This window comes from Duganella alba (assembly GCF_009674495.1).
Classification (GTDB): Bacteria; Pseudomonadota; Gammaproteobacteria; order Burkholderiales; family Burkholderiaceae_D; genus Rugamonas; species Rugamonas alba.
The window spans coordinates 66742-90960 of record NZ_WKJN01000020.1 but is presented as its reverse complement, the minus strand read 5'-3'; the positions used below and the strand labels follow the sequence as shown (position 1 = coordinate 90960).

20 protein-coding genes are annotated in these 24219 nt (G+C 64.0%); 14 read left to right on the top strand and 6 right to left on the bottom strand.

The features are described from left to right. Positions 1 to 56 precede the first annotated feature (56 nt). Entirely contained in the window at positions 57 to 2576 is a 2520-nt protein-coding gene (locus GJ695_RS19225) for a DUF1631 family protein (protein ID WP_154367520.1), read from the top strand. Here GJ695_RS19225 and GJ695_RS19220 read toward each other — a convergent pair. Continuing rightward, positions 2551 to 2922 (bottom strand): hypothetical protein, encoded by a 372-nt coding sequence (locus tag GJ695_RS19220; RefSeq protein ID WP_154367518.1) that lies wholly within the window; start codon positions 2920 to 2922, stop codon positions 2551 to 2553. The genes GJ695_RS19225 and GJ695_RS19220 overlap by 26 nt on opposite strands. A gap of 120 nt (positions 2923 to 3042) precedes the next feature. On the opposite strand from GJ695_RS19220, the gene GJ695_RS19215 reads away from it, so the two are divergent. The 7 genes from GJ695_RS19215 (at position 3043) to GJ695_RS19185 (ending at position 13443) form a co-directional block, all read left to right on the top strand. After that, entirely contained in the window at positions 3043 to 3666 is a 624-nt protein-coding gene (locus GJ695_RS19215; RefSeq protein WP_229260515.1) for a phosphatase PAP2 family protein, read from the top strand. Between the two features lie 90 nt (positions 3667 to 3756). Further along, positions 3757 to 7284: a chromosome segregation protein SMC gene (gene smc, locus GJ695_RS19210; protein WP_166455206.1), complete on the top strand. Its 3528-nt coding sequence runs from the start codon at positions 3757 to 3759 to the stop codon at positions 7282 to 7284. Next, positions 7281 to 8465, top strand: coding sequence for a cell division protein ZipA C-terminal FtsZ-binding domain-containing protein (locus GJ695_RS19205; RefSeq protein ID WP_154367516.1), 1185 nt, complete (start codon positions 7281 to 7283; stop codon positions 8463 to 8465). Before smc ends, GJ695_RS19205 begins: the two co-directional genes overlap by 4 nt. Positions 8466 to 8474: 9 nt before the next feature. After that, on the top strand, positions 8475 to 10811 hold the full coding sequence (gene ligA, locus GJ695_RS19200; protein ID WP_154367514.1) for an NAD-dependent DNA ligase LigA: 2337 nt from the start codon (positions 8475 to 8477) through the stop codon (positions 10809 to 10811). Positions 10812 to 10813: 2 nt separating this feature from the next. After that, positions 10814 to 11713: a UTP--glucose-1-phosphate uridylyltransferase GalU gene (gene galU, locus GJ695_RS19195; RefSeq protein ID WP_154367512.1), complete on the top strand. Its 900-nt coding sequence runs from the start codon at positions 10814 to 10816 to the stop codon at positions 11711 to 11713. Continuing rightward, the gene (def, locus tag GJ695_RS19190) at positions 11710 to 12246 is read left to right on the top strand and encodes a peptide deformylase (protein ID WP_154367510.1); all 537 of its coding nucleotides are present in this window, start codon (positions 11710 to 11712) and stop codon (positions 12244 to 12246) included. Before galU ends, def begins: the two co-directional genes overlap by 4 nt. Before the next feature lie 138 nt (positions 12247 to 12384). Then, on the top strand, positions 12385 to 13443 hold the full coding sequence (locus tag GJ695_RS19185; RefSeq protein WP_154367508.1) for an AI-2E family transporter: 1059 nt from the start codon (positions 12385 to 12387) through the stop codon (positions 13441 to 13443). Here GJ695_RS19185 and GJ695_RS19180 read toward each other — a convergent pair. The 3 genes from GJ695_RS19180 to GJ695_RS19170 all read right to left on the bottom strand — a co-directional run bounded on the left by GJ695_RS19180 (position 13440) and on the right by GJ695_RS19170 (position 15306). After that, entirely contained in the window at positions 13440 to 13871 is a 432-nt protein-coding gene (locus tag GJ695_RS19180) for a hypothetical protein (protein ID WP_154367506.1), read from the bottom strand. The two genes, GJ695_RS19185 and GJ695_RS19180, sit on opposite strands and share 4 nt — an antisense overlap. A 52-nt stretch (positions 13872 to 13923) precedes the next feature. Beyond that, positions 13924 to 15000, bottom strand: coding sequence for a DNA topoisomerase IB (locus tag GJ695_RS19175; protein WP_154367504.1), 1077 nt, complete (start codon positions 14998 to 15000; stop codon positions 13924 to 13926). 78 nt (positions 15001 to 15078) lie between these two features. Beyond that, positions 15079 to 15306, bottom strand: coding sequence for a hypothetical protein (locus GJ695_RS19170; protein WP_154355628.1), 228 nt, complete (start codon positions 15304 to 15306; stop codon positions 15079 to 15081). Positions 15307 to 15448: 142 nt separating this feature from the next. Between GJ695_RS19170 and GJ695_RS19165 the strand changes: the two genes are divergently transcribed. The 6 genes from GJ695_RS19165 (at position 15449) to urtE (ending at position 22079) form a co-directional block, all read left to right on the top strand. After that, on the top strand, positions 15449 to 16561 hold the full coding sequence (locus tag GJ695_RS19165) for a porin (protein ID WP_229259773.1): 1113 nt from the start codon (positions 15449 to 15451) through the stop codon (positions 16559 to 16561). Positions 16562 to 16583: 22 nt separating this feature from the next. After that, positions 16584 to 17840, top strand: a complete 1257-nt coding sequence (gene urtA / locus GJ695_RS19160) for an urea ABC transporter substrate-binding protein (protein ID WP_154367502.1) — start codon at positions 16584 to 16586, stop codon at positions 17838 to 17840. A 103-nt stretch (positions 17841 to 17943) separates the two neighbouring features. Continuing rightward, positions 17944 to 19518 carry an urea ABC transporter permease subunit UrtB gene (gene urtB / locus GJ695_RS19155; RefSeq protein WP_154367500.1) on the top strand — a complete coding sequence of 525 codons (1575 nt, stop codon included), beginning with the start codon at positions 17944 to 17946 and terminating at the stop codon, positions 19516 to 19518. Beyond that, complete coding sequence (gene urtC / locus GJ695_RS19150) at positions 19515 to 20588, top strand: urea ABC transporter permease subunit UrtC (protein ID WP_154367497.1); 1074 nt, start codon at positions 19515 to 19517, stop codon at positions 20586 to 20588. The genes urtB and urtC overlap by 4 nt, the downstream gene beginning before the upstream one ends. After that, a complete protein-coding gene (gene urtD / locus GJ695_RS19145) occupies positions 20585 to 21376 on the top strand; it encodes an urea ABC transporter ATP-binding protein UrtD (RefSeq protein WP_154355631.1) in 792 nt (263 codons plus the stop codon). The genes urtC and urtD overlap by 4 nt, the downstream gene beginning before the upstream one ends. Before the next feature lie 4 nt (positions 21377 to 21380). Beyond that, positions 21381 to 22079 (top strand): urea ABC transporter ATP-binding subunit UrtE, encoded by a 699-nt coding sequence (urtE, locus tag GJ695_RS19140; protein ID WP_154367575.1) that lies wholly within the window; start codon positions 21381 to 21383, stop codon positions 22077 to 22079. Here the strand turns inward: urtE and GJ695_RS19135 are convergent. Both GJ695_RS19135 and GJ695_RS19130 read right to left on the bottom strand, forming a co-directional pair. After that, the gene (locus GJ695_RS19135; RefSeq protein ID WP_154367495.1) at positions 22076 to 22876 is read right to left on the bottom strand and encodes a substrate-binding periplasmic protein; all 801 of its coding nucleotides are present in this window, start codon (positions 22874 to 22876) and stop codon (positions 22076 to 22078) included. The genes urtE and GJ695_RS19135 overlap by 4 nt on opposite strands. 22 nt (positions 22877 to 22898) lie before the next feature. Then, on the bottom strand, positions 22899 to 24188 hold the full coding sequence (locus GJ695_RS19130; protein WP_154367493.1) for a DUF445 domain-containing protein: 1290 nt from the start codon (positions 24186 to 24188) through the stop codon (positions 22899 to 22901). Positions 24189 to 24219 lie beyond the last annotated feature (31 nt).

The following is a 24219-nucleotide window of genomic DNA, read 5'->3' as shown; positions in this document are numbered from 1 at the left end:
ATGGAAATATCATGCAAGAATGGTGAAATACGCTGATTGACTCCGCAGGAACGCCCATGGTTGCAACTCCAATAACGCCCGCTACGCCGAAAAAGACGGTGTCGCCGCGCCATGCCTTGCTGGAAGAGCTGATCGGCATCGCGGTCAAGCATGCGGGCGATCAGTATCTGGATCTGGCCGCCAGGCTGGCCGGGGCGCTGATCGATGCGACCGATGGCGATACGCGCCTCATCCAGCAGCGCATTCGCGCCGGCAATCTGCTGCGCAACCGGAATTTCGCGTTTTTGCATCTGGCCACCAGCACGCTGGAGAAGGCGCTGCGGCGCGAGATCGCGGAGCTGGCGCCGGCCGCCAAGCGGGTGGCGCGCGGCGCGGACCAGCCGCTGTCGCTGGTGCCGTTCGAGGAGATGGACAACAAGGTCGCTTTGAGCGGCGTCAGCAAGCCGTTCGAGGTGCAGTATGCGGATGCCTTGCAGACGCTGAATGTGCGGCTGGCGTTTTTGCTGGAGCGCGACATTTTGCGTGTCAGCCAGAATCCATTCCGGCCGGCGGTGTTTCTGGAGGCCTTGCAGCAGGCGTGGACGGAGTTTGATCCGGAGGAAGAGTCGGCCGGGCTGTTGCAGCCGTGGATCAAGCCGGACATGTTTATCGAGCTGGGGCCGATGCTGGAGGCCTTGAGTCTGGCCTTGCAGAGCAAGGGCGTGTTGCCGGGCAATGTGGACGGCTACAAGCGCCGCAAGGCGGATGGCGGGGCGGCCAAGGCCAGGACGAATCAGGCGGCGCTGGCGCAGCAGTTACGGCAGTTTTTTGCGTCCAGCGATGTGGCGGGATCGGCGGCCGGGCAGATTGTCGATGGCATCGCCAGCGGCATGCTGGGCGGCGGCGTTGATTTGACGATACCGGATCTGCCGGCATCGGTGCTGTCGGCCGGCAGCACGTGGGCGCCGAACGGCGCGCAGCAGCCACCAGGCGGCCAGCAGGGCGGCTCGCAGGCCGCTGGCGCAGCGTTTGCCGGTCAGCCCGGCCCGCACGCGGTGAGCGGGCCGGTGCAGGGCTTTGTTGGCGGCCCGTTTGCCAGCGGCCCGCTCGTCGGTGGCGTGGTTGCGGGCGGCGCGGTCGCAGGCGGCGCGCAGATGGCGATGCCGGCTGGCGGCTGGCCGCAAGGAGCGGCGCAAGGCTTCCACGTCGGCGCGGTGCCGAACGAAGAACTGCAACGCGCGGCACAACTTCATGCCCGGCAGCCGTTGCTGGCCTACCTCGCCACGCTGCAGAAAGCCGTCCCGTTCGAGTCGAGTGGCAGCGCCGCGCCGGCGCAGACAGGCAACGTCTTCTACCTGCCCAGCCTGAAGCAGACCATGCCGGAAGGCAGCCTCACGCGCGCCGATGAATCCACCATCGACCTGCTGTCGGCCGTCTTCGACACCGTATTCCGCGACCAGAGCATCTCGCCGGAAATCCGCGAACTGATCCGCTTCCTGCAAATCCCGGTGCTGAAAGCCGCACTGGTCGACAAGAACTTCTTCTTCCAGGAAGCCCACCCGGCGCGCCGCCTGCTGGAACTGTTGTCGCGCATGGGCTGGGAACAGCGCAAAGGCCCGGACGATCCGCTGTTCCAGGCCATGCAGCGCAGCGTCGACCGCGTCGGCCGCGACTACGAGCAGGAGCTGTCGGTGTTCACCGAAGCTGTTAACGAACTGGAAGCCTCGATCCAGGCCGAGGAAAAAGCCGCCGCAGCCGCCATCGCCGCACCGATCGCCGCCGCGCTCAAGCAGGAAAAAATGGCCGAGTCGAACAAGCTGGCCAAAAACGCCGTCGCCTTGCGCATCGGCACCGGTGAAGTGATCGCCGTGGTCGAAGCCTTCCTCGAACAGCGCTGGGTGTCGGTGCTGACCATCGCCTACAGCATCGAGGACGACAAGCCAGGCGCCGTCAACAACGCCACCAGGGCCATGGACGACCTGATCTGGAGCGTGCGGCCGAAAATGACGCCGGACGACCGCAAACAGCTGATCGCCAAGCTGCCGGGCCTGCTGTCCGCGCTGAACAAATGGCTGGACGTCATCAAGTGGCAGGACGCCGACCGTCTGCAATTCTTTGCCGAGCTCGCGGAATGCCACGCCTCCATCGTGCGTGCGCCACTGGACATGTCGCCTGAACGGCAAGTGGAAATCTCCATGCAGGTGGCCCAGCAGGCGGCCGAACGCCGGCTGGCGCTGCAAGCCAAGGCCGACGCCGAAGCCGCGCGGCAGGCGGCACCGGAGCCGGAAGAGGAAGACGCGATCATCGAAGTCGACAGCCTGACGCGCGGCATGTGGCTGGAGTTCGAGCAGGAGGACGGCAGCAGCCGCAAGGTCAAGCTGGCCTGGATCAGTCCGCAGCGCACGCTCTACATCTTCTCAACGGCGGCACGGCAGGAAGCCTTCTCCATGTCGGGCGTCGACCTTGCCCGGCGCTTCCGCGAAGGCAGCGCCCAGGTCGTTCGTGCCGAAGGCGTGGTCGCCGTCGCCTTGTCCCAAGCCCTGTCCCGCACCGCCGACAACGACGCCAGCATCATCCCACCTGCCGCCGCCGGCTAACTAGACTGCATGCCGCCAGAGCGACGATGATGGCTGCTTCCAGCACATCGAAGATGACGTTCTGGCCTTCGCGCAAGCGCAGTTGCGCGTCTGCCCAGCCGTGGAACAGCACGCTGGCGAGATAGGTGGCGACCAGCAGGGCGGTGACGAGAGGGCGGCCGCGAAACGGCCGGGCCGAAACGACCAGCAGCGCGATCAGCACCAGCGCCGGCGCCAGCGGCCAGCCCGTCAGCGCGAAAAACAGGCAGCCGAACAGCCGCAGCGCAATCAGCGGCAAGGCGGCCAGCCGCACCAGCCCAAGCAGCAGCGCACAATAGATTGCCTTGTCCCGTCCTTTGGTTATCATGTGAGCTGCGCCGAGGTGATCGGAATTGCGAGAATGCTACCACTGTTAAGGTGATCTTGACTGTTGTGGTGCGGCAATAATCGCTAGAATGTGTTCACGTGAATTGATAGGTGCAAAGTGATGATTTGGCATTGGTTGAGTTTGATCGGCAGTATGGCGGTGACAGGGCCGATAGGCGGCGCCATCGCGGTGTGGCTGTTGGCGGGCAAGTCCTGGCGACTGGCGGCCGCCTGGGTGGTCCTGTACGGCGCCGGCATGGCGCTGGTGGTGGTCACCAAGATGGCCTTCATGGGCTGGGGCATCGGCGTGCAGTCGGTGGACTTCGCCGGCTTCAGCGGCCATGCGATGCGGGCGGCGGCCGTCTATCCGGTGGTCGGCTTCCTGATCACCCGTTCATCGCCGCCGTGGGCGCAGATACTGGGTAGCACCGCCGGCGTGCTGCTCGCCGTGCTGATTTCGCTGTCGCGCATCTATACCCACTCCCATTCGCCGTCCGAAGCCTGGACCGGATGCCTGCTGGGCCTGGCCGTGGCCGGCGCCTTCATCTGGTATGCCAGCGGTGAGCATCACCTGGCCTTGAGCCGCATCCTGGCGGTGCTGTGCGTGCCGGTGTTCCTGATGGCGCCCCATGTCAAGCCGGTGCCGGCGGAACTGTGGATAGCCAAGGCCGCGCTGTACCTGTCCGGCCATGACCATCTCTATACCCGCGCCATGTGGCACGCGCCCCGGCCGCAGACGCGCTGACAATGGTGCAGCGTGTTGTGTTTTCGGCCTGATATCATACGCAAAATGGTATTATTGTGAAATTTTCCAGCCCAACCACCAGATAACAACGTGCGTCTATCTTCCATTAAATTGTCGGGATTTAAGTCTTTCGTTGATCCCACCAATTTCCAGGTGCCGGGTCAATTGGTAGGCGTGGTCGGTCCTAACGGCTGCGGCAAGTCGAACATCATCGACGCCGTGCGCTGGGTGCTGGGCGAATCCAAGGCCTCGGAGCTGCGCGGCGAGTCGATGCAGGACGTGATCTTCAACGGCTCGACGCACCGCAAGCCGGCCGGCCGCTCGTCGGTGGAGCTGGTGTTCGACAACAACGCGGGCAAGGCCGCCGGGCAGTGGGGCCAGTATGCCGAGATCGCGGTCAAGCGCACGCTGACGCGCGACGGCACCTCCACCTACTACATCAATGGTCAGCCGGTGCGCCGGCGCGACATCCAGGACATTTTCCTCGGCACCGGCCTCGGCCCGCGCGCCTACGCGATTATCGGCCAGGGCATGATCTCGCGGATTATCGAGTCGCGCCCGGAAGAGCTGCGCGTGTTCCTGGAAGAGGCGGCCGGCGTATCGAAGTACAAGGAACGCCGCCGCGAAACCGAAAACCGCCTGCACGACACGCGCGAAAACCTGCTGCGCGTGGAAGACATCCTGCGCGAACTGAACTCCAACCTGGAAAAGCTGGAAGGCCAGGCCGCCGTGGCGACCAAGTTCCACCAGCTGCAAGCCGACCAGGAAGAGAAGCAGAAGCTGCTCTGGCTGCTGCGCAAGATCGAAGCCGAGAACGAACAGAAGAAATACTTCCGCGAAGTCGAACAGGCGCAGAACGATCTGGAGGAGCAGACCGCCAAGCTGCGCAACGTCGAGCTGTCGCTGGAGCAGATGCGCCAGTCGCACTTCGCCGCCGGCGACCGCCTGCACACGGCGCAGGGATCGCTGTACCAGACCAACGCCGAAATCGGCAGCCTGGAAGCGCAGATGAAATTCGTGGTCGAATCGCGCAGCCGTCTGCAGGTGCAACTGGCCACGCTGGCCGCGCAGCGCGACCAATGGCAGCGCCAGGCCAGCGAATTCGGCGAGCAGATCGAGGAAGCGGAATTCAACCTGGAAGAATTGAGCGCCAAGGTCGAGGAATCGCAAGTCATGGCCGAGCAAAAGGCCGAATCGCTGCCGATGCTGGAACAGGCCTGGAAGGAAGCGCAGACCCGCAGCACCGAATCGCGCTCGCGCATCATGCAGGCGCAACAGCAGTTGGAACTGGAATCCGCGCACCAGCGCAACGCCAACAACATCCTCAACGGCCTGGCCGTGCGGCGCGAGCGCCTGCAGCAGGAAAAGAACGGCTTGAGCCTGCCGGATAACGCGCATTTGTCCAATCTGCGTTTGCAGCTTGAAGAGAAGCAGCAGGCGCTGGAAGAACAGAGCTTCGTGCTGGAAGAAGCGCTGGAGCAGCAGCCGAAGCTGGAGCAGGAACGCCAGGACGCGCAGCAGCAGGTCAACACCGAAACCGCCGCCAACGCGCAACTGGAAGCACGCCTGAACGCGCTGCGCCAGTTGCAGGAGCGCGTGCAAACCCAGGGCAAGGTCACGCCGTGGCTGCAAAAGCACGAGCTGGAATCGCTGCCGCGCCTGTGGCAGAAACTGAATATCGAAGCGGGCTGGGAGCCGGCGCTGGAGTCGGTGCTGCGCGAGCGCACCTCGGCGCTGCAAATGTCGAACATCGAATGGGCCAAGGCCTTCTTCAGCGATGCGCCGCCGGCCAAGCTGGCGCTGTACGCGCCGTCCACCGCCGTGCCGCCGGCGCCGGTGGAAGCGGCCGGCCTGAAACCGTTCCTGAATCTGCTGAAGATTAACGATCCGGGCCTGCGCGGCCTGTTGCAGGACTGGCTGCACAATGTCTACATGGCCGAGGACACGGCCGAAGCATTCGCCGACCGCGCCAGGCTGCCGGCGGGCGGCAGCATCATCACGCGCCAGGGCCACGTCGTCACGCAGAACAGCGTGCGTTTTTACGCCGCCGATTCCGAGCAGGACGGCATGCTGGGCCGCCAGCAGGAAATCGACAACATCACCAAGCAGCTGCGTGCGCAGCAGATGCTGGCCGACGAAGCGCGTTCGCGCTCGGTGCGCGCGGATGCCGCCGTGTCGGACCTGACGCGCCGCCTGACCGAGTACCGCGCCAAGCTGCAAAGCCTGCAGCAGTCGGTGCACACGCTGCAACTGGATGTGGTCAAGCTGTCCGAGATCGAAGCGCGCTTCAACCAGCGCAGCACGCAGATCGAGACCGACCTGGCCGAGATCACCGCGCAGGAAGAAGAGCAGACCCAGATCAAGCTGGAATCGGAAGAAAAATTCGAACAGCTGGATATGGAGCTCGGCAACCTGCAAGGCACGCACGAAGACGGCCAGACCGACTTCATGGAAAAGGAACAGCGTTTGGCCGACGCCCGTGAAGCCTTGCGCGACCTGGAACGCGCGGCGCAGGAAGTGCAGTTCGCCGAGAAGACCCAGCGCAGCAAGATCGAGGAATTCCGCCGCAACGTGGCCACCGCCACGGCACAGGTGGCGCAGGTGACCGAGAGCATGGAAGCCGGCCGCATGGAGCTGGAAGGCCTGGAAGCCGGCGAGAGTAACGACGGCCTGCAGGAGCTGCTGGACCGTCGCACGGCGCAGGAAAAAGCGCTGTCCGACGCGCGCCACGAACTCGATCAGATCGCGCAGCAACTGCGCCTGTTCGAGGAAGGCCGCATGTCGACCGAGCGCGCGCTGCAACCGCAGCGCGACAAGATCATGGAAATGCAGCTGAAGGAACAGGCGGCGCGCCTGAACCAGGAGCAGTTCGCCGCGCAACTGGCCGAAGTGCAGGCCGACGAGGCGGCGCTGGCCGAGAAGCTGCATCCGGACATGAAGGCGTCCTACCTGCAGGGCGAGGTGACGCGCCTGACCAATGCGATTTCGATGCTGGGCGCGGTCAACCTGGCGGCGCTGGACGAACTGGCCACCGCGTCCGAGCGCAAGAACTTCCTCGATTCGCAGAACGCCGATCTGACCGAGGCGATCAACACGCTGGAAGACGCCATTACCCGGATCGACAAGGAAACGCGCGACCTGCTGCAAGACACCTTCGACCGCGTCAACGGCCACTTCTCCGAACTGTTCCCGATTCTGTTCGGCGGCGGCCAGGCGAAGCTGATCATGACCGGCGACGAAATTCTGGACTCCGGCGTGCAGGTCATGGCCCAGCCGCCGGGCAAGAAGAACGCCACCATCCACCTGCTGTCCGGTGGCGAGAAAGCGCTGACGGCTACCGCGCTGGTGTTCTCCATGTTCCGGCTGAATCCGGCGCCGTTCTGCCTCCTCGACGAGGTCGACGCGCCGCTGGACGACGCCAATACCGAACGATTCTGCCGTATGGTCAAACGCATGTCTGAACATACCCAATTCCTCTTCATCTCGCACAACAAGATTGCGATGGAGATGGCCAATCAATTAATCGGTGTGACGATGCAGGAGCAGGGTGTATCGCGCATCGTGGCGGTGGATATGGAATCCGCCGCAAACTTCGCTTCCGAGGCACAAGCAGCATGACAGATCTCCAAATCAGCTTAATCGCAGCCGCCGGCGTGTTTGTCGCCGGCGTCTTCACGTACAACAAAATCCAGGAATACAAGGCCAAGAAGAGCGTCGAACGCGCTTTCTCGACCGACCATGACGATGTGCTGATGCGCACCGGCGAAGAGCCGCAGCTGGCGCCGACGCCCAACGCGCCGGCCGCGCCGCATGCGCGCCAGGAACCGAGCTTCTCGCTCGACGGCACCGCGCCTGGCGTGGCCGGCGGCGAAGCCTCGGCTGCCGCGGCTGCACTCGGCGCCCTGGCTGCGGATTTCACCAGCGATGAAGGCGCAATGCTGACGGCAAGTGAAGACGAACTGGCGGCGCGCGCCAACGCGGCGTCTGCCGCGGCGGCGGAGCAGGCCACGGCACTGGTCGATCCGCTGATCGACTGCCTGCTGCCGCTGGCGCTGGAAACCCCGGCGCGCGGCGACAAGCTGCTGCCGGTGCTGCAAACCCTGCGCATGGTCGGCAACAAGCCGGTGCACTACATTGGCAAGGCCGTCAGCGGCGACTGGGAGCCGGTGGTGCATGGCGGCGTCTACACCGAGCTGCAAGGCGGCGTGCAGCTGGCCAGCCGCAGCACCGCGCTGAACGAACTGGAATATTCGGAACTGGTGACGCGGCTGCGCGCCATGGCCGATGAAATCGGCGCCGAACCGGTGATCCCGGACATGATCGAGGTGATGGCCGAAGCGCGCAACCTGCACCGCTTCGTCGCCGGCCACGATGCGCAACTGGGCGTCAACCTGCAAACCAACGGCGCGCCATGGGCCATCAACACGCTGATCGGCGCGCTGGAGAAGCAGGGCTTCGACGTGCGTCCGGACGGCCGCTTCGTGATGCCGGATGGCGACGGCGGCTTCCTGTTCTCGCTGTCGACCAATGTGACGCCGGCCGAGGAAACCACGGCGCGCCTGACGCTGCTGCTGGACGTGCCATGCGTGGCGCCGGCGCGCGACGGCTTCGGCGCCATGGTCGCCTGCGCCAGGGGCCTGATGGCGCGCCTGGACGGCACCATTGTCGATGATTACAACCAGCCGCTGTCGGATGCGGCGCTGACCGAAATCGCCGGCCAGGTGCAGGATTTCTACGCCGAGATGAACGATGCCGATATTCCGGCAGGCTCCACCCGCGCAATGCGTTTGTTCAGCTAAGGTAAAGCAATGACGGTAGATTTTAAAACGCGCATCGAGCAACTCAGCGCGGAGCTGAACCGGCATTTGCACGCCTATCATGTGGAAGACGCGCCGACCATTCCGGACGCGGAGTACGACAAGCTGTTTATCGAGCTGCAAAAGCTCGAAGAAGAACACCCGGCGCTGGCGCTGCAAGACTCGCCGACCAAACGCGTTGGCGCCGCGCCGCTGCCGCAGTTCGAGCAGGTGACGCACACGGTGCCGATGCTGTCGCTGAATAACGGCTTCACCGACGAAGACATCGAGAACTTTGACCGCCGCGTGCGCGATGGCCTGGATACGGCGGCGCTGGTGGAATACGCCGCCGAAGTCAAATACGACGGCCTGGCGATCAACCTGCGCTACGTGGACGGCCTGCTGGTGCAGGCGGCCACGCGCGGCGACGGTTACACCGGCGAGGACGTCACGGCCAACATCCGCACCATCCGCAGCATTCCCTTGCGCCTGAAAACTGCCCATCCGCCAGCCATCCTCGATGTGCGCGGCGAGGTGCTGATGTTCAAGCGCGATTTCGAAGCGATGAATGCGCGCCAGCGCGAGGCTGGGCAGAAGGAGTTCGTCAATCCGCGTAACGCGGCGGCGGGCAGCCTGCGCCAGCTCGATTCGCGCATCACCGCATCGCGCAAGCTGAGTTTCTTCGCTTACGGTATCGGTGCGCTGGAAGGCGCCGATATGCCGCTGTCGCATTCGGCGCTGCTGGACTGGTATCGCGAGCTGGGCCTGCCGGTGGCGAAGGAAGCCTCGGTGGTGCGCGGCTACGATGGCCTGATGACCTATTACAAGCAGATCGGCGAAGCCCGTCCGACCATGCCATACGAGATCGACGGCGTGGTCTACAAGGCCAACCTGCTGCAGGACCAGCGCACGCTGGGCTTCGTCTCGCGCGCGCCGCGCTTCGCGCTGGCGCACAAGTTCCCGGCCGAGGAAGCGCTGACCGTGGTGCAGGCGATTGAAGTGCAGGTCGGCCGCACCGGCGCCATTACGCCGGTGGCGCGCCTGGCGTCCGTGTTCGTCGGCGGCGTCAATGTCACCAACGCCACGCTGCACAACGAAGATGAGGTACGCCGCAAGGACGTGCGCGTCGGCGACACGGTGATCGTGCGCCGCGCCGGCGATGTGATTCCGGAAGTGCTGGCGGTGGTGCTGGAACGCCGGCCGTCGCCGGAACCGGAAGCGTATGTGCTGCCGAAGACCTGCCCGGTGTGCGGCTCGCACGTGGTGCGCGAAGAGGGCGAGGCCATCGCCCGCTGCTCCGGCGGCCTGTTCTGCTCCGCGCAGCGCAAGGAAGCGATCCGCCACTTCGCCGGCCGCCGCATGATGGACATCGAAGGCCTGGGCGACCGCTACATCGACAGTCTGGTCGAATGGGGCAAGGTGCAGCGCGTGGCCGACCTCTATTCGCTCAAGCTGGATGACCTTCTGGAGATGAAGCGCCTTGCCGATGAACGCGACGGCACCACACCGGAAACGGTCGTCAAGGGCAAGATCGCCACCAAGTGGGCGGACAATCTGCTGGAGGCCATTGCCGCCAGCAAGAACCCGCCGCTGGAGCGCATGCTGTTCGCGCTGGGCATCCGCCACGTCGGCGAATCGACCGCCAAGACGCTGGCCGAGTGGCTGGGACGCTTTGAACTGATCCGCCGCGTGCCGGCCGCGCTGCTGCGCGTGCTGCCTGACATCGGCGGCACGGTGGCGGAATCGATTGCCGACTTCTTCGCCGAACCGAAAAACCAGGAAGCCATCGACGCCTTGCTGGCGGCCGGCGTGGCGCCGAAAGGCGAACATCCGCCAAGCGCCAAGCTGCGCGACAAGCTGGACACGGTGCAGCTGATGGCGGCGCTGGGCATTCCAAAATTGACGGAGCCACGCAGCAAGCAACTGGTGGAAGAGGGCGTGACGCTGGAAGCGTTGGCGTACCTGCAGGTGTTCAACGTGTTCGGCCTGCCGGCGACGGTGTCGGACGCGCTGGAGGCATGGATGGCGGAGCCGGCCAACCGCGCGCAAGTCAAGGCGTTGCACCTGCTGCGCAATGATCTGCTGGCGCAACTGCCGGAAAGCGTCGCCGCCGAAGGCCACCTGACCGGCAAGACCTTCGTCCTGACAGGCACGCTGCCGACCATGGGCCGCGACCAGGCTGCCGCGCTGATCGAAGCGGAAGGCGGCAAGGTGTCCGGTTCGGTCTCGAAGAAAACGCATTACCTGGTTGCCGGCGCCGACGCCGGCAGCAAACTGGCCAAGGCGCAGGAACTGGAAGTGACCATTCTCGACGAAGCCGGCCTGCTGGCGCTCCTCGCACAAAAATAACCATGACAAAAATTAGAAAAGCCGTGTTTCCGGTGGCCGGTCTCGGTAGCCGTTTTTTACCCGCCACCAAGGCGCAGCCGAAAGAGATGCTGCCCATCGTCGACAAGCCGCTGATCCAGTACGCGGTGGAAGAGGCGGTGGCGGCGGGCATCACGGAAATGGTGTTCATCACCGGCCGTAACAAGCGCGCCATCGAAGACCATTTCGATACCGCTTACGAGCTGGAATCGGAGCTGGAGGCCGCCAACAAGCAGCAGCTGCTGGATCTGGTGCAGAACGTGATTCCCAAGCATATCCACTGCATCTACATCCGCCAGTCGGCGCCGCTGGGCCTCGGCCACGCGGTGCTGTGCGCGCGGCCGGTGGTGGGCGACGAGCCGTTCGCGGTGCTGCTGGCGGATGACTTCATGGACACCGCCGATGGCGTCAAGCCGGTGCTGGCGCAGATGACCGACCTGTATGCCAGCGAAGGCTCCAGCATCCTGGCGGTGCAGGACGTGCCGCGCGCGGCCACGCGCCAGTACGGCATCGTCAGCGCCAGCGCCTACCAGCCCAAACTGGAAGTGGTGAACGGCATCGTCGAAAAGCCGATGCCGGATGTGGCGCCGTCCACGCTGGCGGTGGTAGGACGTTATGTGCTGAGTGGCCGCATCTTCAACTATCTGGAGAACTTGGGCAAGGGCGCCGGCGGCGAAATCCAGCTGACCGACGGCATCGCGGCGCTGATGAAGGACGAGCGCGTGCTCGCCTACCGTTACGATGGCACGCGCTACGACTGCGGCTCCAAGCTGGGCTACCTGAAGGCGACCACCGCGATGGGCCTGAAGCATCTGGAAACCGGCGATGAGTATTGCCAGTTTTTGCGCGAGATACAATGCGAGATCAAGGGGGATGCACAATGACGGTACGAGAAATCCTGAAAATGGGCGATCCGCGTTTGCTGCGCGTGGCCGAACCGGTGACCGAGTTCGATACGCCGGCGATGAAAGAGCTGATCGCCGATATGTTCGACACCATGCACGCGGCCAATGGCGCCGGGCTGGCGGCGCCGCAGATCGGCGTCAACCTGCAACTGGTGATCTTCGGCTTCAAGCAGAATGCGCGCTACCCGGATGCGCCGCAGGTGCCGGAGACGGTGTTGATCAATCCCGTGCTGACGCCGTTGTCGGAAGAGATGGAAGAGGGCTTTGAGGGCTGTCTGTCGGTGCCGGGTTTGCGCGGCAGCGTGCCGCGCTATGTGCGGTTGCGCTATGAGGGCGTGGATGAGCATCAGCAGCCGATCAAGCGCGAGGTTGACGGCTTCCATGCGCGCGTGGTGCAGCACGAGGTCGACCACCTGCTGGGCAAGCTGTACCCGATGCGTATCAAAGACTTCTCCAAATTCGGGTTCACAGAAGTGATGTTCCCCGGTCTCGACCCCAACGACGACGATTAAAGCCCCGAACGAAAGGGTCTGACCCCGTACGGGGTCGGACCCTGGCCGCAGCGGTGTGCGGGTTTCGCGGGTGCCGCGCATTATTACACCTGGTTCAAGCCTCGGACACGCACGTCCTAACCCGTATAGAAATCGCCCATGCAGCCATTCTCGTTTCAACAAAAAATGTTCCTGCTGCTTCTGGCCGTAGTCACCATCGGCTTCGGCTGGATACTCGCGCCATACGGCGGGGCGATTTTCTGGGGTGTGGTGCTGGCAATCCTGTTCGCCCCCATTTACCGCTGGCTCTTGCAACGCACCCGAAACCGCGCCGCGCTGGCGTCGTTCCTGACGCTGCTGCTCATCGTGGTGATCGTCATCCTGCCACTAACAATGGTATCGATCTCCATCGTCAACCAGGCCGCATCGGTGGTGGAAATGGTGCGCTCCGGTGAAATCACCGTCGCCATGTTCTTCAACAAAATCATGGCGGCGCTGCCGAACTGGCTGGTCTCGCTGCTCGACCGCTTCCACCTGACCAGCCTGGCCTATTTGCAGGATAAGCTCACCGAAGCCGCATCGCAAGTGAGCCAGGAAGTGGCCAAGCGCGCCATCAACGCCGGCCTGTACACCTTCGATTTCCTCACCAGCCTGTGCATCCTGCTCTACCTGCTGTTCTTCCTGCTGCGCGACGGCGACAAGCTGGCCAAGCGTATCCGCGAGGCGGTGCCGTTGAGCCGCAAGTACAAGCAGCGCCTGTTCCAGAACTTCACCACCGTGATCCGCGCCACCGTCAAGGGCAACATCCTGGTCGCCATCGCGCAGGGCGCGCTGGGCGGGCTGGCGTTCTGGTTCCTGGATGTCAGCGCGCCGGTGCTGTGGGGCGTGCTGATGGCCTTCCTGTCGCTGCTGCCGGCGGTCGGCGCGGCCATCGTGTGGGCGCCGGTGGCGATCTACTTCCTGGCGACGGGATCGATCTGGCAGGGCATCAGCCTGGCCGTATTCGGCGTGTTCGTGATCGGCCTGGTGGACAATTTTCTGCGTCCGGTGCTGGTCGGCCAGGATACCAAGATGCCCGACTACGTGGTGCTGTTGTCCACCGTGGGCGGCATGGCGCTGTTTGGCCTAAACGGCTTCGTCATCGGTCCGGTGGTCGCGGCGCTGTTCATCGCGGCCTGGGATTTGTTTGCCACCGCCAGCGAGTTCCACACCGACTAACTGGCGTCGTCCTCCGCGCGCAGCAGGTCGCGGGCATTCAGCAAGGCATAGATGATTTCCGGATGCCGGCCGAAGCAGCGGCGGATCGCGGCCGGGATGTTTTCGCGGGTACGCCGGCACAGGCCCGGCTGCTCCGCCAGCTTGATCTGCAAGCCCATGACGGTACGCACGCCATTGGCGCTGGGCGTAATGGTCAGGCGGATACCCAGCAGTTCCTGCATGCGCTGTTCGAGGCGGCCCAGCGCTTCATAGCTGTCGACCGCCTCGATGCGGGCGATCAGCGCTTTCTCTTCCTCGCGCGTCAGGCGCAAAATGCGGATGTCGGTTTCGCCGTCGCGCTCCCAGGCGTCCAGCAGCTCGCCGTGCCGGCACTCGCAGGCGCCGGGCGGACACTCTTTGCGGATGAGGAATGGCGGGGCAGTGGGCATGGACCTGATTCTACTCCGAAGCCCGGCGCGGCGCGAGCCGCGTTGCCGCGCTTCAGTCAGTGTGTAGACGCTGCTGCAACAACGCCAGCACCGCTGCCTCTTCAGGCCGCAGCGCGTGCAGGTCTTCCTTCAGCTCTTGTCTGGCGCGCTGGCGCAGCGCGGTCAGCATCGTACCGTCGAGGTAGGACTCGATCACCGCCGGATGCACATAACACTTGCGGCAGATGGTGGGCGTATTGCCGAGTTTCTTGGCCACCGATTCGATGGCCTGCACCACGTTCTTCTTGGCTTGCACTTCGGTGTCGTACTTCTCGTATTCCAGCAGCGCGACGGCGGCCAGCACGGTGCCGGCCCAGGTGCGGAAATCCTTGGCCGTGTAGTCGGCGCCGGTGATGGCGTGCAGGTAGTCGTTGACGTCGGCCGAGTCGATGGCGTGCGGATTGCCCTCGTCGTCTTCATACTGGAACAGCTCCTGGCCCGGCAGGTCGCGGATGCGGCCGATGATGCGCGCCAGCCGGCGGTCCTGCACCTCCACCGCGTGATGCACGCCGCTCTTGCCACGGAAGCGGAACTGCACCTTGCTGCCATCCAGCCGCACATGCCGGTCGCGCAGCGTGGTCAGGCCGAAGGACTTGTTCTCGCGCGCGTACTCCTCGTTCCCGATGCGCATCAGCGTCGCTTCGAGCAGGAAGACGATGGTGGCCAGCACCTTCTCGCGCGGCAGGCCGGGCTTGCGCAGCGCTTCGTCGACGGCGCTGCGGATCGCCGGCAGCGCCTTGCCGAAGCTGAGCATGCGCTCGTACTTGGCGTCGTCGCGGTGCGTGCGCCAGCGCGGATGGTAGCGGTATTGCTTGCGGCCGCGCGCGTCGCGGCCCGTGGCCTGCAGGTGGCCCAGCGGATGTTTGCAGATCCAGACGTCTGTCCATGCCGGCGGAATCACCAGCGATTTGATGCGCGCCAGCGTGTCCTCATCCTTGACGGCGTGGCCGTCGGCGTCGAGGTAGCGAAACTGCTTGCCATGCGGCTTGCGGGCGATGCCGGCCTGGCCGTCCTGCACGTAACGCAGGCCGGCCAGGCGTGCGGCCGCTGGTGGCGGCATGGCGGCCGCCGGGAGATCATCGCGCTTCATCACTATCCTTGGTGGGCAGAATACGACCGATGCTACGCCCCGCCAGGACGGTACGATGTGCGCTAGCGCACGATGTGTTTAGTCCATGCGCTTCAGGCGCTGGCCGACGATGCTCCACTTGCAGGCTTCGCCGTCCACGGTGCCGGTCAGCACCCAGCCGGTGCCGATCTTCTCGACGCCGATCTCGCATTCAAGCTCTTTGGCCAGCTTCTCGGCCCAGCCCTTGGCGGCGCCCTGGCCCTTGAACAGCTCATGACCGTCGTAGATCACGGTGGCGTCGAAAACGGAGGCGGCAAATATGGTCATGATGGTCTTCCCGAAAAATCAAGCCGCTATTGTGCCATGACTGCGCCGCGTCGCGGCTGCGCCACTACGTCATTCAACGTATTCCTAGGAGATTGTCACCTGGTTAATCTTGTCTCATCCAAAACCGAACGGGGAGAGCAAGATGGGGGTGAACAAGAAGCTGCTGGCGGCGCTGGCTGCGGCGGCGGTGGGCAACGCCTGGGCCGGGGCGACGATCAATATGGGCGACGACAAGTCGGTCACGGTCGGTTTCGGCCTGCGCGAGAGCTACACCAGCGCTGAAAATGGCGCGCCGGACGGCGGCCGGTCCAGCGACTTTAACCTGGACAGCGGCCGCCTGTTCTTCGGCGCTTCGCTCAACAAGAACATCAAGGGCATGTTCAACACCGAGTGGGACGGCGACAAGATCCGCGTGCTGGATGCGGCCGGGCAGTTCGCCATTTCGCCGGAACTCAATATCTGGGCCGGCCGCCTGCTGTCGCCGTCCGACCGTGCCAACATGGCCGGTCCGTACTACTCGCTGGGCGGCGGCTACTGGGCCGGCGTGGCCTCGCGCTACGGCTACAACGGCGGCATCTTCCGTGGCCGCGACGACGGCGTGGTCGTCTGGGGCAATGCCGGAGACGGCGGCCGCCTGGGCTACTCCTTCGGCGCCTTCGAGGGCCATACCTTCGGCATCGGTTCGCTGACGCAGTCGCAGGCCAAGGCGGCCGGCATCAAGGCCGACGACGCGCTGATGTACGCGGGCCGCGTGCAGTACGACTTCTGGGACGCGGAACCGGGCTACTACGGCACCGGCAATTACCTCGGCGGCGCCGACATCCTCGCCATCGGCGTGGCGGGCCGCTATCAGAAGGACGGCATCCTGACCCCGGGTGCGGTCGGCAAGTACAGCTCCTATAACGTCGACTTCCTGCTGGAGAAGCGCATCAAGGGCGCCGGCGCCTTCGCGGTGGAAGCCGCCTGGTACAAGTACGACACCGACGACATCATCAAGGCCGAGCAGGGCAAGGCGTATTCCGCCGGCGCTTCCTACATCTTCGAGCAGAAGGTCGGCTGGGGCAAGTTCCAGCCCTTCGTGCGCTGGCAGAAGTTCGCCGCCGATACCAACATCGACACCAAGCAGTATGACGCCGGCGTCAATTACATCATCGACGGCTACAACGCGCAGGTCAGCGCGGTGTACTCGAAGACCAAGATCACCAGCGTGGCCGATCAGGACAAGTTCCAGATCGCGCTGCAACTTCAATACTGATTAACCACCACGGAGTTTAGCCATGCAAAATCGTCGTCATTTTATCGGCACCTTGAGCCGCATCGCCGCCGCCACCGCCTTGCTGGCGGCCGGCACGCAGGCCTATGCTGCGGACACCATCAAGATCGGCATCCTGCATTCGCTGTCCGGCACCATGGCCATTTCGGAGACGTCGCTGAAGGACGTGGCGCTGATGACCATTGATGAAATCAACGCCAAGGGTGGCGTGATGGGCAAGAAGCTGGAAGCGGTGGTGGTCGATCCGGCCTCCAACTGGCCGCTGTTCGCGGAAAAAGCACGTGGCCTGATCGCGCAGGACAAGGTGTCGGTGGTGTTCGGTTGCTGGACCTCGGTGTCGCGCAAGTCGGTGCTGCCGGTATTCAAGGAGCTCAATAGCCTGCTGTTCTACCCGGTGCAGTATGAGGGCGAGGAGCTGGAGAAGAATGTGTTCTACACCGGCGCGGCGCCGAACCAGCAGGCGATTCCGGCGGTCGAGTACCTGATGAGCAAGGACGGCGGCGGCGCCAAGCGCTTCGTGCTGCTGGGGACCGACTATGTTTATCCACGCACCACCAACAAGATCCTGCGCGCTTTCCTGAAGAGCAAAGGCGTGAAGGATAGCGATATCGACGAGGTGTACACGCCGTTCGGTCATTCGGATTACCAGACCATCGTCGCCAACATCAAGAAATTTGCGGCGGGCGGCAAGACGGCGGTGATCTCGACCATCAATGGCGATTCGAATGTGCCGTTCTATAAGGAGCTGGGCAATGCCGGCCTGAAGGCGACCGATGTGCCGGTGGTGGCGTTCTCGGTCGGCGAGGAAGAGCTGCGCGGTGTGGATACCAAGCCGCTGGTGGGGCACCTGGCGGCTTGGAACTACTTCGAGTCGATCAAGAATCCGGTGAACGCGGAGTTCATCAAGAAGTGGAAAGCGTATGCGGTCGCCAAGAAGCTGCCGAATGCGGCGACGGTGGTGACCAACGATCCGATGGAAGCGACTTATGTCGGCATTCACATGTGGGCGCAGGCGGTGGAGAAGGCCAAGTCGACCGACACCGACAAGGTGATCGCGGCGATGGCGGGGCAGACGTACAAGGCGCCGGATGGCTTTACGCTGACGATGGATGCGACCAATCACCATTTGCACAAGCCGGTGTTCATTGGCGAGATTCGTCCGGATGGACAGTTCAACGTGGTGTGGAAAACGCCAGGTCCGGTGCGTGCGAATCCGTGGAGTCCGTACATTCCGGGTAACGAGGGTAAACAGAAACTGTAGATTGAGCCGCGCCGTACCCCTAAGTGATAGGGTCTGACCCCTGCGGGGTCAGACCCTTGTCCGCCGCAGTGCGGGTTTCACGATTTCCGCATACTGGAGCTGTATGTTACGCAAACTATTTCTGATCGCCTGCCTGTGTTTCGCCCGCGCGGGTTATGCGGGCATTCCCCCGGACATGCTGGCGCCGCTGGCTGGCGACGACCCTGACGCACGCGTCGCCGCCATCGCCGCCATCGGCGCGCTGGCCACCGACGACGCCACGCGCCTATTAACCGCGCTGCAAAACGGCGACGTCTACACCACGCCGGACGGCAAGCTGTATATCGTCACCGACGACAAGGCCTACAATCCTGCCACCGGCGCCATCACCGCACCGCCCGACGGCATCGACGGCATCATGATCAACAACCGCCTGCGCGGCGCCATCGAAGAAGCATTGTCGGCACTGAAGATGTTCTCGCCCGACCGCGCGCAACGCCTGGCCGCCGTCACCGAACTGCAAAAGACCGCCACGCTGGCGCAGGCGCCGCTGATCGAGAAGGCGCTGGCACGCGAACAGGACGCCGAAATCCGCGAACTCCTGCGCCTGGTCGCCGCCACCGCCAATCTGCAATCCCCGCAAGCCGCTAAACGCAAGGCCGCCGTCGAAGCGCTGGCCGACAGCAGCAACGCCAACCTGCGCCCCGCGCTACAAGCCATGCTGACCAGCGACGCCGACCAGAACGTGCGCGTCGCCGCCGCCCACACGCTGCAAGCGCTGGACAGCCGTCTGGCGCGCACCGAATTTGTCGGCAACCTGTTTTATGGCGTCTCGCTCGGCAGCGTGCTGCTGCTGGCGGCGCTGGGCCTGGCCATCACCTTCGGCCTGATGGGCATCATCAACATGGCGCACGGTGAACTGCTGATGATCGGCGCCTACACCACCTATCTGTGCCAGCTGGCCTTCCGCCGCTGGGCGCCGGACGCGCTGGACTGGTATCTGGCCGCCGCGCTGCCGGCCGCCTTTATCGTCACCGCGCTGGTCGGGATTGTGCTGGAGCGCACGGTGATCCGCTGGCTCTACGGCCGTCCGCTGGAAACGCTGCTGGCCACCTGGGGCATCAGCCTGATACTGATGCAGGCGGTGCGCACGATCTTCGGCGCGCAGAACGTGGAAGTGGCCAATCCCGCCTGGATGTCCGGCGGCGTGACCGTGCTTGGATCGCTGGTGCTGGCCTACAACCGCATCGCCATCATCGTCTTCGCCGCGCTGGTGGTGGCCGGCGTGTGGCTGATCCTGAACAAGACGCGTCTCGGCCTGTTCGTGCGCGCCGTGATGCAGAACCGCCGCATGGCCGGCTGCGTCGGCGTCTCCACCGCCAAAATCGACATGATGACTTTCGGCCTCGGCTCCGGCATCGCCGGCCTGGGCGGCGTGGCGCTGTCGCAGTTGGGGAACGTGGGGCCGGACCTGGGCCAGGGCTACATCGTCGATTCGTTCATGGTGGTGGTGCTGGGCGGCGTCGGCCAGCTGGCCGGCACGGTGATCGCCGCGCTGGGGCTGGGCGAAGCGAACAAGTTCCTGGAACCTGTGGCTGGCGCGGTGCTGGCCAAGATCGCCATCCTGGTGTTCATCATCATCTTTATCCAGAAGCGTCCGCAAGGGCTGTTCGCCATGAAAGGCAGGAGCGCTGAATGAATCATCCCTCGTTATTTTCGCGCCGGGCGTGGACGGGCATTGTCGCCTGCGCCGTGGTGCTGGCGGCGCTGCCGCTGCTGAATCTCTTCTTTGCCGACGGCCATGCGCTGCACGTGCCGAGCTATATGGTGAGCCTGATCGGCAAATTCATGTGCTACGCACTGGCGGCGCTGGCGCTGGACATGGTGTGGGGCTATGCCGGCATCCTGTCGCTGGGCCACGGCGTGTTCTTCGCGTTGGGCGCTTACGCGCACGGCATGTACCTGATGCGCGCCATCGGCCGCGAGGGCGTGTACCAGAGCGACCTGCCGGACTTCATGGTGTTTTTGGACTGGAAGACCTATCCATGGTTCTGGAGCGGCACCGACAGCTTCTGGGTATCGCTGGCGCTGGTGGTGCTGGTGCCGGGCGTGCTGGCCTTCGTGTTCGGCTTCTTCGCCTTCCGCTCGCGCATCAAGGGCGTGTACTTCTCGATCATCACGCAGGCCATGACGTATGCCTTCATGCTGCTGTTCTTCCGAAATAACACCGGCTTTGGCGGCAACAACGGCTTCACGGACTTCAAGCGCATCCTCGGTTATTCGATCAGCGCGCCTGGCACCAAGGCCACGCTGTACCTGGTGACGCTGGCGGTGCTACTTGGCGCGCTGCTGCTGTGCCGCTGGATCGTCACCTCCAAGCTGGGACGCGTGCTGCAGGCGGTGCGCGATTCGGAGTCGCGGCTGATGTTCATCGGTTATAACCCGCTGTGGTTCAAGCTCTTCGTGTGGACCTTGTCGGCGGTGCTGTGCGGGATCGCCGGCGCGCTGTATGTGCCGCAGGTGGGCATCATCAATCCTTCCGAGATGTCGCCGGCGAATTCGATCGAGATGGTGATCTGGGCGGCGGTCGGCGGGCGTGGCACGCTACTGGGCCCCATCATCGGCGCGTTCTCGGTGAATGGCCTGAAAAGCTGGTTCACCGGCGCCTTCCCGAATCTGTGGCTGTTTGCATTGGGCTTGATCTTTATCCTGGTGACGCGCTATCTGCCGCGCGGGCTGGCCGGGCTGGTACGCAAGGAGCAGGCATGACTTTGAACGATGCGCGCATTGCGCAGCAAGGGCTGGACACGACCCACGGCGCGATCCTGTACCTGGAAGAGATCAGCGTGGTGTTCGACGGTTTCCGCGCACTCAATAAACTGAGCCTAGATATTTCGGTCGGTGAGCTGCGCTGCATTATCGGCCCGAATGGCGCCGGCAAGACCACCATGATGGACGTCATCACCGGCAAGACGCGGCCGACGTCCGGCACCGCCTACTTTGGCCAGACCATGGACCTGAGCCGCATGAGCGAGCACCAGATCGCGCACGCCGGCATCGGCCGCAAATTCCAGCGGCCGACGGTGTTCGAGCAGCACACGGTGTTCGAGAATCTGGAGCTGGCCATGAAGCTGGACAAGCGCGTGCGGCCGACGCTGTTCGCGCGCCTGTCGTCCGAACAGCGCGGCAAGATCGACGAGATCCTTAAGCTGATCCGGCTGAACGGCAGCGAGCAGCGACTGGCCGGGCTGCTGTCGCACGGCCAGAAGCAGTGGCTGGAGATCGGCATGCTGCTGATGCAGGAGCCGCAATTGATTTTGCTGGATGAACCGGTGGCCGGCATGTCCGACGCCGAAACGGCGCGCACGGCGGAGCTGCTGAACGAATTGCGCGGCCAGCATTCCATCGTGGTGGTCGAGCATGACATGGCCTTCGTCACCGAGATCGCGCAGCAGGGCGTGGTGACGGTGCTGCATGAAGGCTCGGTGCTGGCGCAGGGCCGCATGGAGGAAGTGCAGGCCGATGAACGTGTGATTGAAGTCTATCTGGGACGCTGACGCTATGCTGCAAGTGGAAAAAATCAACCAGTACTACGGTTCCTCGCATACCTTGCGCGGCGTGTCGCTGGAGCTGGAGAAGGGCAAGTGCATGGCGCTGCTGGGCCGTAACGGCGTCGGCAAGACCACGTTGCTCAAGTGTCTGATGGGCGTATTGCCGGTATCGGCCGGCAGCGTGAAGCTGGAAGGGCGCGACATCACCAAACTGGCGCCGCACCAGCGCGCGCGGGCCGGCATCGCCTACGTGCCGCAAGGGCGCGAGATCTTTGCCCGGCTGACGGTGGAGGAGAACCTGCTGATGGGCCTGGCCACGCACAGCGGCAAGAAGGCGCACACCATCAAGGGCGAGGTGTATGAACTGTTCCCGGTGCTGAAGGAGATGCTGCACCGGCGCGGCGGCGACCTGTCCGGCGGCCAGCAGCAGCAACTGGCGATTGCGCGCGCGCTGCTGGCGGAGCCGAAGCTGATCATCCTCGACGAACCGACCGAAGGCATCCAGCCGTCCATCATCAAGGACATCGGCAACGTGATCCGCCTGCTGCGCCAGCGCGGCGACATCGCGATCCTGTTGTGCGAGCAGTACTTCGACTTCGCGCACGAGCTGGCGGACCAGTTCATGGTGCTGTCGCGCGGCGAGGTGGTGGCCTCCGGCGTGCAGACGGTGATGAACGACCCGGAGGTCAAGCGCCATCTCGCGGTTTAATGCGTCTTGAAGAAGTTGCGGGCGATGTTATCGATCTCGCCCGTGCGCTTCATCTGGTAGATGGCGTTGTCGAACTGTTTGACGAAGTCGTTCTTGTACGTGAATTTTCCGTTATCGCGGTCGGTAAAGCCGAGGAAGCCTTGCTCCACCGCGATCACCGCCGCTTCGGCGATGCCGGCGTGGGCGCCGCCTTCATCGTATTTTCCCTGGGCCTTGAGCTGGTTGAGCGTCCACTGGATCGACAGGCGGTCATTGATGTAGCAGTCGATGCGCTTCAGTCCCAGCTTGACGATGTTGGTTTCGCTGTCCTTGGCTTCCTCCACGCGCAGCTGCCGGGCGCGGACGGCCTTGTCGAAGGCCTCGCCGCCGACGATGAAGCCGGCGTTGTTGCCGATGGTGAGACCATAGAAATCCTCCGGCCAGCGCTTGCGCGGCTTGGCCGCCAGGATGTCCTTGCGGCAGACGGCCACCACGCGCTCTTCGTACAGCGGCAGCGAATAGGGCCAGGTCCACGGTTCGTCCTTGGTGTTCATGTAGGGCGGATAGAGGGCGAAGCCGGCGCCGGTGCGTAGCATCGCCATGCCGCGCTTCCAGGGCACCGGCTGGATATCGACCTTGTAACCCTGCATGTGGCCGACGGCGGCGCGCACGATGTCGTAATACAGACCGGCGGGCTTGCCGTCTTTTTCGTAGGCGTAGGGTGGATAGCCGGCGTCGGCGTAGATCGTGACCGGGATGTCGGCCGCCTGCGCACTCGCGCATAGCACAGAGATCAACGAAGTTAGCCATAATTTCATGTAAGCCATCCTAACATGATAGTTACGGATGGAGATAACTTCCTGCCCATTCCATGATCTGGGCAATGGTATATAACAACAGGCCGATCATGCCGCCGACCAGCGTGCCGTTGACGCGGATGAATTGCAGGTCCTTGCCGATATTGAGTTCGATCTGGCGCGACATGTCCTGGTTGTCCCAGGCCTTGACGGTGTCGCTGATATGGCGCGTGAGGAAGCTGGAGAAGGCCGGCGCCAGCGTGCGCGCCATGCCGGCCATGTGTTGGTTGAGCGAGGCGCGCATGCCGGGATGACGCAGCAGTTCTTCGCTGAGCCACTGGCTGGCCTGGATCACGCCGTCGTTCAGCTTCGACTCGCCGCCGGCGATATCGGCCTTGATCCAGTCACGCACGCTGCCCCACAGATCGGCGATGTAGTTGTTGAAGGTGTCGCCGTCGCGCAGGTAGCGCTTGAACTCTTCGCCCCGGGCGATGAAGGCCGGATCGGATTCCAGCCGCACCAGGAAGCGCTGCACCATGTCGTCGAACTTGAGACGCAGCTTGTGATCGCGGTCGGCGGCGATGTCGAGCATGATATTGTTGAGGGCCTTGGCGATCATGGCCGCGCCGTTCTCGCTGATCCATTCGGTGGGCAGCACCAGTTCCATGGCGGCGTGTTCGCGTTTCAGCCAGGCGGCGATCTGGCCGGCGATGACGTCGCGCGTGGTGGGGCGGTTGATGACGCCCATCAGCGCCACCATGCCGTCGTCCAGCAGTTCCTGGTGGCGGCCGTCCTTGGTCAGTGCGGCCAGCAGGGAGCCCAATGAGCGCGACATATCGAGCTTGCCGATGGCGGAGTTCAGGGCGTCGCGCAGCAGTTGCTGGATGCGGGCGTCGTCGACGGTGGCCAGGATTTCGGGCAGCAGTTGCAGCAGGTGGCTGGCGAGGTAGTTGCGGTTGGCTGGTTCTTTCAGCCATTCGGCGACGCTGGTGGCGGGATCGGTTTTCAGGATCACGGCGGCCAGCGATTCGGGCTTGAGGAATTTTTCTTCGACGAAGCCGGCCAGGTTGTCGGCGATGCGGTCCTTGTTGTTGGGGATGATGGCGGTGTGGCGCGAGATGAACGGAATCGGCACCTTGCGGAACAGCGCCACCACGGCGAACCAGTCGGCCAGCGCGCCGACCATGGCGGCCTCGGAGACGGCGCGCAGGCCGTCGGTCCACAAACCGCGCGGCATCAGCGAGGTGACGACAAATACCGCCGCCGCCGCGGCCAGCAGCGACAGCGCCAGCCGCTTGGAGCGTTTCAGTTCTTCTTCCTTGGTCATTGCCATCGCCCGCTGAGTGGAACATGCAGGCAGTGTA